The organism is uncultured Thomasclavelia sp., assembly GCF_944324745.1.
GTDB lineage: Bacteria > Bacillota_I > Bacilli_A > Erysipelotrichales > Coprobacillaceae > Thomasclavelia.
In genome coordinates this window covers 1-9,906 of sequence record NZ_CALUXO010000004.1, presented here as the reverse complement: position 1 = coordinate 9,906, position 9,906 = coordinate 1, and the positions used below count along the sequence as shown (strand labels likewise).

General features: G+C 26.6%; 10 protein-coding genes. 7 read left to right on the top strand and 3 right to left on the bottom strand.

Features of this window, described 5'->3' with window-relative positions:
- Window positions 1–570: 570 nt before the first annotated feature.
- The 7 genes from Q0K54_RS00515 to Q0K54_RS00485 all read left to right on the top strand — a co-directional run bounded on the left by Q0K54_RS00515 (window position 571) and on the right by Q0K54_RS00485 (window position 8,191).
- Window positions 571–1,248 (top strand): LytTR family DNA-binding domain-containing protein, encoded by a 678-nt coding sequence (locus Q0K54_RS00515; protein ID WP_294577841.1) that lies wholly within the window; start codon window positions 571–573, stop codon window positions 1,246–1,248.
- Window positions 1,245–2,444, top strand: a complete 1,200-nt coding sequence (locus Q0K54_RS00510) for a sensor histidine kinase (RefSeq protein WP_294577838.1) — start codon at window positions 1,245–1,247, stop codon at window positions 2,442–2,444. Before Q0K54_RS00515 ends, Q0K54_RS00510 begins: the two co-directional genes overlap by 4 nt.
- An 88-nt stretch (window positions 2,445–2,532) precedes the next feature.
- Window positions 2,533–3,060, top strand: a complete 528-nt coding sequence (locus tag Q0K54_RS00505) for an accessory gene regulator B family protein (RefSeq protein ID WP_294577835.1) — start codon at window positions 2,533–2,535, stop codon at window positions 3,058–3,060.
- Between the two features lie 196 nt (window positions 3,061–3,256).
- A complete protein-coding gene (locus tag Q0K54_RS00500) occupies window positions 3,257–3,523 on the top strand; it encodes a hypothetical protein (RefSeq protein WP_294577832.1) in 267 nt (88 codons plus the stop codon).
- 423 nt (window positions 3,524–3,946) lie between these two features.
- Window positions 3,947–6,064 (top strand): ABC transporter ATP-binding protein, encoded by a 2,118-nt coding sequence (locus tag Q0K54_RS00495; protein ID WP_294577828.1) that lies wholly within the window; start codon window positions 3,947–3,949, stop codon window positions 6,062–6,064.
- A gap of 1 nt (window position 6,065) precedes the next feature.
- Window positions 6,066–7,853, top strand: a complete 1,788-nt coding sequence (locus Q0K54_RS00490; protein ID WP_294577825.1) for an ABC transporter ATP-binding protein — start codon at window positions 6,066–6,068, stop codon at window positions 7,851–7,853.
- A gap of 65 nt (window positions 7,854–7,918) precedes the next feature.
- Window positions 7,919–8,191, top strand: a complete 273-nt coding sequence (locus tag Q0K54_RS00485) for a hypothetical protein (protein ID WP_294577822.1) — start codon at window positions 7,919–7,921, stop codon at window positions 8,189–8,191.
- 14 nt (window positions 8,192–8,205) lie between these two features.
- Here Q0K54_RS00485 and Q0K54_RS00480 read toward each other — a convergent pair whose 3' ends face one another.
- The 3 genes from Q0K54_RS00480 to Q0K54_RS00470 all read right to left on the bottom strand — a co-directional run.
- Complete coding sequence (locus Q0K54_RS00480) at window positions 8,206–8,637, bottom strand: thioesterase family protein (protein ID WP_294577821.1); 432 nt, start codon at window positions 8,635–8,637, stop codon at window positions 8,206–8,208.
- A complete protein-coding gene (locus Q0K54_RS00475; RefSeq protein WP_294577820.1) occupies window positions 8,634–9,296 on the bottom strand; it encodes an MBL fold metallo-hydrolase in 663 nt (220 codons plus the stop codon). The genes Q0K54_RS00480 and Q0K54_RS00475 overlap by 4 nt, the downstream gene beginning before the upstream one ends.
- A gap of 23 nt (window positions 9,297–9,319) precedes the next feature.
- On the bottom strand, window positions 9,320–9,906 hold a 587-nt coding region (locus Q0K54_RS00470; RefSeq protein WP_294577817.1), incomplete at its 5' end, for a YebC/PmpR family DNA-binding transcriptional regulator.

The window sequence follows — 9,906 nt, the reverse complement described above, 5'->3', positions numbered from 1 at the left end:
TGATTTATTGTTGTGATTATTATATTATTTATTTGTCAAATATTCCAGACGAAAAGGATGAGCCACAACCTCTCATCCTTTTCGCTGTTTTACGGGTCAAATAAGATATTAAATTAGTCTAATTTATTGGACTTTATTAAATATAATATTAAAAACAGGATAATCAAATATTCCATTTAGAGGAACATCTCCTATTTTAGTGGTGACCCGCTGGTAGAAAATAAACATCTTTCTATCCTCCCTCCATTAAAACAGCCTGGTGCACCATGTCTATATTATACTTTAAATAATAGTTACTTTTGTCTCAACTTCATGATAAATTTGTATCAGAAAAATTTAAAAAAGATAAAATTTTTAGAATATAGTTTTATAAAAGTAGTATTTTACGGTGCTTATTAATATGATATTTTTGATTAATTTCATAGTTTTAATAAATATTACTTAGTTTGTATTAATATTTAAGCAGGTATGTTAGTTTAAATAAAGACTATATAAATAATAATATTTTTAAAAATTAGTCAATAATAATAACTTATGATATAATCAAATAAACTATATGGGGAGGGAAATATGGTGAAGATTGCGATTATTGATGATAATATAAATGATCAAAATATTATTGAAGCTAAGCTAAAAGAATATTTTAAGGAAACAATCGACAAATTAAAGCAACCCGATGAGTTGATCAATCATTATTATGATTTGATTTTTTTAGATGCTATGATTGATGATCAGGAAAGCTTTGATTTTGGAAAGCGATATTTAGCTAAATATCCTAATGCTATCTTAGTCTATATTTCCAGTTTTGATCATTTTGTCTATCCCAGCTATTGCCAAAATACTTTTTTCTTTATTAGAAAAAGTCAATTAGATAAAGATTTTGAAAACTTTATTTTAAAATATCAACAATTAAATCAAAAAGAAGCAATTAATATTATCTATCAAAATCATGAAGTAAAAATACCGGTTAAAGAAATAATCTATATCGAATCAAGAAGAAATCAAATATTTATAGTCAGTGATAAACATACATATACAACCTATAAATCCTTAAACCAGATCATCAAGTTATTAAATCAGGATTATTTTTATCGATTCAATAATCATCTAATCATTAATTTAAATTATATTCAAGAAATAGCCCGAGAACATCTGATTATGGCAAATGATATCAAGCTTGAATATACCCGTGGCAGTAAACAGCGTTTATTAAAAGAATATCAGATATATCGAAGTAGATATTTATGAGCTGGATAATAATTAATTTTATTGAGGCCACGTTATTAGCGTGCTTTATAACAACATTTCTAAAAAGCAAAAAAGATAAACGTAAAAAATATTTTATTGCCCTGACAGTTTCAACATTTATGATAATAACGATATCAAACTATATCAGTTTTTATGATATTTTATTAACGACATTTATAATAATCGATGTAATTTTAATATCCTGTTATTTTACAAATAATGCTTTAGATGAAATTATATTTGTTGCCTGTTTTGAAGGTTTATATACGGGAATAATGTGTCTTATTGTCGTTTTAGTATTTAGTCAATTAGATTCTTTTGGTAATTCTTTAGTTAAACAACTACTCTATGGCAGTTGTTTGTTGTCACTAAAAAAATTGTATCCAAGTTATGATGTAAAATTTAATAAACAATTAAATCTACTACTGGCATCAATCATGTTTATAATTCATTTTATTTTACAATTAATAATTCAAATATTTATTGTTTTACGAGTTAAATTACCAGAACTGGTTTGGCTAATGGTAGCAATAACTATTTTATGTGTTGTTTTAACTGTACTATTTATAAAAATATTACAGTTAAATATGATTAAAAACAAATATAAGCAACTGCAAAAAGATAAACGAAATGAACAAACAATAGCAACATTATATGAACAATTAAAAATTACTAAACATGATTTAAAACACGATTATCAATTAATCAATCATTATTTAAATAATCATGAATATGAAAAAATAAAACTATTGATGCAAGATAAAACAACAGCAATAGAAAATATACCAGTCTTAATTAATACAAAAAATCAATTAATCAATACGATAATCAATAACAAAATCATGGAAGCTTATAGCAAACAGATCAAAGTATTTTGTAATATCAATATTAAAACTAATATCAATATAATTGACTATGATCTATATGAATTATTATCTAATTTACTAGACAATGCGATTGAAAATGGAAGAGAAGTAATAGAAATAACGATAACACAAGATATGCAATTTCTTTTTATTAAAATAGTTAATGTGATCGATAGTTCAAAAGCTGACAGTAATTTAAAAAGTAAAAAGGGAAAAGGACATGGTTATGGTTTAAAGAGTGTTAGTAAGATCGTTGATAAATATAATGGAACTATCGATATCGATAATAGTGATAAGTTTATTATAAAAATAAGTTTGGTACTTAATTAAATGCAATTTGTCCTCGATTTGAGCGATTTATCCCATCGCTCTTTTTTGTTTTTGATAAATATCTAAAATAAAATCAGGAGGTGGGATATTGATACAAAATTTAGCTGACAATATAACAAAGAAATTTTTTGAAAAAAATGTGAATGTTAGTGCTTATGAAGTACACAGGTATGGAATGGAAGCAATTATCTCAACCATTGTCGACATAATACTAGTAATTGGTACTGGATATATCGCAAATCATTTAATAGAATCAATATTATATTTTGGAATATTTGGATCAATAAGAAAGTTTAGTGGTGGATATCATTGTGATACTCATTTTAAATGCATAACTTTACACCTAACTATATTTATCATATATATATTGACTGAAAATTATTATATGATCCTTTCAATACCAATTTACATTTTTTCAATATTAGTATTTGTTTTATTGAGTCCAATCAAAAATAGAAAATTAGATGAGGAACAGTATCAAAAATATAAATTTATTTCATTATGCATATTAATGGTTATGATAATGCTAGCTAATATAACCGATTATTCTAAAATAATAAATTATGTTTTATTTATTGTTTCGATTCTAATGGTTATTTGTATCAAAAAAACATGAAAATTAAACTATTAAAAATCATCTCATTATTATCGGTTTTCTTTGCTGTTGGTGCAATAAGTGGTGTATCTAGGATAGGAATGTATCAAAAACAAGAAGTTGAAAAATTAACTATGTTAAGAAAATTCTAAGGAGGTTAACTAATTATGAAAAAATTATTATTATAAGTTGTTCAATGGTATTTTGTTTTTTAACTATGTTAAGTGTAAGTGCAAGTTCATATACTACTGTTAGAGATACTGCTTCAAAAGCAGTAAGTAGTAGTATTTATGGTATAGGGGAATTAAGTGGTAGAAGAGATAATTCTACGGATAGATTAAGTAATGTTAAAACTAGTAAAACAGAAAAAGGAGTACTTGTTTCTTTTGGAGATATATCACGTCCAAATCAATATTCTGCAAAAGTAACAGTTTATTTTAGATACAATGGATCAGCTTATGGTACAGAAACATTAAATATATAAGAAGACAGTATTATTTAATCAGGGCGTCTATTGGCGCCCTCAAATTAAATTTTGAAAAGTAAAAATTATTATCTCAAAAATTAGGAAAAATATAAAGGTTTAATAAGATAATTAAATTGCTTTTAATGTAAAAATAGAAGCAAAGATTGTAATGTTAGTAATTTTAAAAATTTAGTTTTATCAATAAATATATATTTGAGTTATTATTTTAAATTATATAAGAAATAAAAAGAGATATGTGTTGTACTATTATATTTTTTCAAAGAAAAGTAGATGTTATTTTATTTTTAATATATTTGAAATACAATCTTTTTTTCTAACATCAATTTTTGATATAATAAAGTTTATTGAAAAATACAATACAAAAGTACATATTTAGATGTTTATAAAATTTTATATTAATCTATCAAAAAAGGTGATATCATGCTGGAACTTAGTAATATTAATATATTTTTTGGGAAAAAAGAGTGTTTGATTGATGGTTATTTTAGTGCCTATCCAGGGCAAATAACTGCTATTGTTGGTGAAAGTGGTGTAGGTAAAAGTTCGTTGTTGTATATGATTGGAATGCTATCTGATCAATCTTGTAATTATTATTATAATCATCAATTATTGCAGTATAATGAAAAACAAAAGCAACAGTTTCGTAATAAGAATATTGCTTTTATTGCTCAAAATAGTATCTTGATCGATACAATTAGTGTTGGTAAGAATATTGAGTTTTATTTAGAAGATAATCATAAAAATAATGTTGATGAAATCTTAGCTCAAGTAAATTTACTTGAAAAAAAGAATGCGATGGTTAAAAGTTTATCTGGTGGCGAAAGACAAAGAGTAGCTATTGCGTGTGCGTTAGCTAAAGATGCTAATATAATTTTGGGTGATGAAATAACGGCTGCTTTAGATTTGGAAAATAAGCAATTGATCATGAAACTTTTAAAGCAGGAAGCTAGAAAAGGAAAAATTATTATTTTAGTTAGTCATGAAGAAGACATTATTGATCAATGTGATTGTATCTATCGATTTGAGCATTTAGAGTTAGTTTTAGAAAAAAGAAATATGATTTCTAAAATGGAGCAGCAAGATAATAAAAAGGAACAGAAAGTTAGTTTATTGCAAACTTTTGAGATCTTATTTTATTCAAATCGAAAAGATAATTTAAGAAGAGTTATCTTGAGTTTTATTGTGATGATATTATTGTTTTTAAGTGCGACAATTTATGTTGAAAGCAATCAAAAAATAAGTTTTGTCAGTTATGATAATAATGATATAGTAAATACTCGATTATTAGTTTTAAATGATGAAGGTGGTTTTTTTAAGATAATCAAACTAGGTTATGCTTTAAAAAGTTTAAATTCTCTAAATCCTTTAGATGATACAGTAGTCAAACAGCTTGAACAATTGGAACATGTAAATAGTATTTATGATTATTATCAATTTGATTTTAAGATGTTTAATAACCTGGGTTATATGAATCAAATGGGAATTCAGGTTTTACGAGATGGTAATGTTGTTACAAAGCATCAGTTAACTGCTGACGATGGTATGGATAGTGATGATAATTATCCTTTTACTGTTTTGCCATTTTATCATGAAGATGGAAGTGATAGTGAGGGAATATATATAAATAGTAATATGGCTTATTATTATAATATTGAAGTTGGAGATACGTTAAAATTAGAAATTAATGTTCCTTATGCACTGGCACGGAGTGCTTCAAAGTTGGATGCCACAGAAATTAATGCAAATCCGTATTATGATTATAGTAGTATTGGAGAGCTGGTTAATTATGAAGCTAAAGTAAAAGGAATCATAGCCGCAAATTCAGTTAGTGATAATGAGGTTTATCTTTTTTATGACGTAATGAAAAAAATGATTGATGAGCAGGTAATGAAATATCATAATGGTGTTATTCATATAAATGATGATGTATATAGGGGATATTCAGTTATTGAAGAATTACGACCATATGCAAAGGTGGTTTATGTTGATAAGTATGAAAACGTTCTTGTCACTCAAAATGAAATCAGTACCTTATCAGATACTACTTTTGTTTATAATGAATATCAAAGTGTAACGGATTTAGAAAATGAAAATAATCAAATGATTAAAGATACTTTAATTATGATGATTATTGAAATAGTTATTTTTATTATTGGGATGATCATTATTGAAATTTATTATTTGAAAAGATATAAAAATACTTATCTAATGCTGAAAATGACTGGGTATCCTGCTAGTAATAGGTTATATATGATCCACTATCTCTATCAATTAATTATCATATTCTTGATGATGGGAGTTATATATCTAATTGGTTCCATACCATTAATTATTGCTAATAATACTCAAAGTGATTTATATGTTGTTTTAGCCAGTTTTCCTGAGCTATATCAAAAATTTGCTGGATATTTCTTATTTTCATGGCAACATTTTATTTTCTTGGCTATTCTTTCATCGAGCTGTTTAATGCTGGTCCATTTATTGGTAAAAAGATATTATGATAAACAAAATTTAATTACATGGCTTCGAGGTAAATAATATGATTGAAATAAATAATATTCATCTTCAATTTGATCAACTAGTTTTATTAGAAAATGAAAAAATTAGTTTGCAACCCGGAAATATTTATGTAATTACCGGTAAAAGCGGTAGTGGAAAAACCACGTTATTATATGAAATATCATTGTTATCAAATATATCTAAAACTAAGTATTATTTTAATGGAAAACGAATTGATAATTTAAATGAAAATGAAATTGCTAAAATAAGACAAAACCATATTGGTTATATTTTACAAGACTTAGAATTAATTAGTGAAGAATTGTCTTTAAAAGATAATCTTGATTGTATGTTTGCTTTAAATAATCAAGAATATGATGAAAAACTAGTAGATGAGTATTTACAATTAATGAATCTTAATTTGCAGATAAATCAAAAAGTTACGGATATGTCAAGAGGACAACGACAACGTTTTGCTTTAGTGATGGCTTTAGTTAAAAATGTTGAACTGTTAGTTTTGGATGAGCCAACTAGTGCCCTGGATAAAAATAATAGCATCGAATTAATGGAGTATTTAAAGGTGCTAGCTAGAAAGTATCATAAAACTATTGTCATTGCATCACATGATCAAATTGTTATTGATGCCGGTGATGGATTATATCAAATTGAAAATAAACATCTTATTAATAAAAAAAGCCAATTAATCACTGTTGGTAAGACTAAAGAATTAGCTACCAATAACATCAATCATCGTTTTTACCAGATCTATCAAAAAAGTAATCAACGATTATCTAAAATAATGATGAATGTCATTTATGTTATTATGCTTACTACGTTAATTGTAGGACCAATTATTGTTGATGCCTTTTTAAATCATTTGCAGCAGCTTTATCAAAGATATGCAACTAATGAAATTTTAGTTGTAAATACTAAACAAGAAATGCCACCGATGACTTATAATGAAAATAGTGCGGTATTTAATGATGATCAGTTACAGATGTTGCAAGCTATAGAACATGTAGAAACAGCTTCTTATTTTTATCAGTTAGAAAGCTATCTTGACCAGCAGATTACTATAGTACCTGGAAACGATATTGATCAAATTGTCGTATCATCAAGTTTAGAAAATCAGGTTAAAGACATTGATACTATAATTGCCAATTTGACCATTGCCAAGACTAATTATCAATTAGAAATATCATTAAATAATTATTTAATTGATGATTATCCTAATGATAAATATGTAAATCTGGTTATTTATATGCCCGAAGATATGTTATCAAGTTTATTAAGACAACAAGGAATCAGTCATAGTGGTACGATCAAATTAACAGTTGATCAATTAGATAATAACAAGGTAGTAATCAACGAAATCAAACGCTGGTTACCAAATGCAACAATATTTTCATCCACTAATAAGTATCAAAATCAAATCACCACAATTCAAACAATTGAACAATTAATGTTAGTTTTAAAAGCTGGCATGGTTGTAGGAATTGTAATTATTGTTTATGTTATTCAAGTATTAGAAAATAAAGGACGATATCACGAGATTGTCAATTTGCGAATTAATGGTATCAGTAAACGGTTGTTTTATCAGTTGGTATACTATGAAAATAGATTTCTAATTTATTTATCGTTGGCAGTTAGTTTACTAGTTTATTTTGGCGTAGTTTACTTTCTAGATTTGAAGCTAGTTTTTTATGATATTATGGTGGTTACTATTAAAACGATCTTATATTTGATAATCACTAGAGGATTAGTTATTATCTTGCAAGTAGAAAAGTTATTTAGCTGGGATATTGGATTGATGATTAGAAGTAATTAGTAGTTGTAATTGTCGATTTTCATGATATAATCAAGATAATTTAAAATCTGGGAAGGATGATTTATATGTTATTAGGAATCATGGCTTTTATTTACAGTTTTTATTTATTGGTTACGAACCATTTATCGATGAAAAAAACACCACAGTTGATAAAAAATAAAGCTAAATATATTTATAATGAAGCTTTGGTTTTTCTTTATTGGGGAATTGTATTAGTAGTATTTCATTTTTTTGAGTTATATTTTGAAATTGGAATTTTGGGAAGAATAATTTTGATTGCCTTATTAGTAGTTGGATTGATCTTTAGAGTTAAAAATAATCATGAAAGTTATTATTAACAGAGGATGAGTACTTACTCATCCTCTAACTTGTTTTGCTGAATAACAGATTTAAATAACTGGTCAAATTCAGGTTTGCTGCGTTTTAAACTAATGGGTTTACCATCTTTAGACATAAAGCAGTGTCTAGAAGTACCAGTAGTGCATAGTTTATTGTTTTGATTATAGACTTCATATTTTACCGAAAAACGAACTCCGGTATAATCGGTGATTATTACTTTGATCGTGGCTGTATCATCAAAATACATCATATTTAAATATTGACAAGTTACTTCTAGTACTGGTGAGATAATTCCCTGGTTTTCCATTTCTTTATAAGTTAAGCCGATTTGATTCATGTAATCGATTCTAGCTTCTTCAAACCAGCGAATATAATTAGAATGGTGGATAATACCCATTTGATCTGTTTCATAATATTTAGCAACATGTTGATATGGTTTAATCATACTAAGTTAAATTTTTCTCCTTCATAGTTTATTTTAATAATATTATGGTATTTATTTAATGGTGGCTTTGTTAATGAATCAAGCATCTTTTCAGGACTTTCTATAAAATGCATCGGGATAACATATCTAGACGAAATATGTTCCATAATATAATTCATGCCCCAAGTCATTGATTCTTCTAATCGAGGATCTAAAGCTGTAAACAACAGGTCAAAATTAATATCTTTAATTTTATTGATTTCTTGTTTAAAAGTAACGGCCTGGTAATTATTATCTTGGTCAGGTTCTCCCGACCAATGCCACCAATGTAAATCGCCACCATGATAGATGTTTTTATTTTCAACATTGATTACAAAGGCTACTCCTAAATCAGTAGAATAAAGGGTTTTAACGACTAAATCATCGATGTTATATGTCTGATGTGGTTTAACTTGTATTCCTTTGTTTTCAATCGTAGAGTCGATGATATAAGTAATATTAGGGTGGTTGATATTGTATATTTCTGGATTATAGTGATCATAGTGGTTATGGGAAACAAAAACATATAAGGACTTTTGTGGATTTAATTTAGGAATATTTCCCAGGTAATAATCGAATAATAACAAATGATGTTCTAACTCAACTAAAAAACCACTATTATAAAGATAAGTTACTTCCATTTTTACCTCCAAAAAAAGGGAGATTATTCTCCCTCATCATAATTGGCAACATTATGGTAGATATGATCAACATCATCACAATCATTAAGATTGTTCATTAGTCTTTCAAATAACTCCATATCTTCACCTTCAAGTTCAACTGTTTCTTGAGGAACTGTTTGAATTTCATCAATATCAAATTCAACATCAGCTTTTACCCCTTCAATAGCTTCCTTGATTTTATTTAAATCTGATGGTTCTCCAATAACTTTAATTGAACCATCATCTTCACTGATTATATCTCTAGCATCGATTTCAGCCATTACTAAAGCATCTAAAACGGCTTCTTCATCCAATCCTTTAAAACTTACCACAGACATTGTATCATATTGATAAGCAACAGAACCTTCATTTCCTAATTTAGCTTTAGATTTAGTGAATGCTGGACGTACTTGTGAAATAGTACGATTAATATTGTCAGTTAAACAATTAACAATTAAAGTTGCACCACCAGCTGCATAACCTTCAAATACTTTTTCTTCATAATTTTCAGTTACACCACTTTTTACTTTATCAACTGCTCTTTTGATAACATCAGCAGGTACTTGTTCTTTTTTAGCTTTTTCAATTA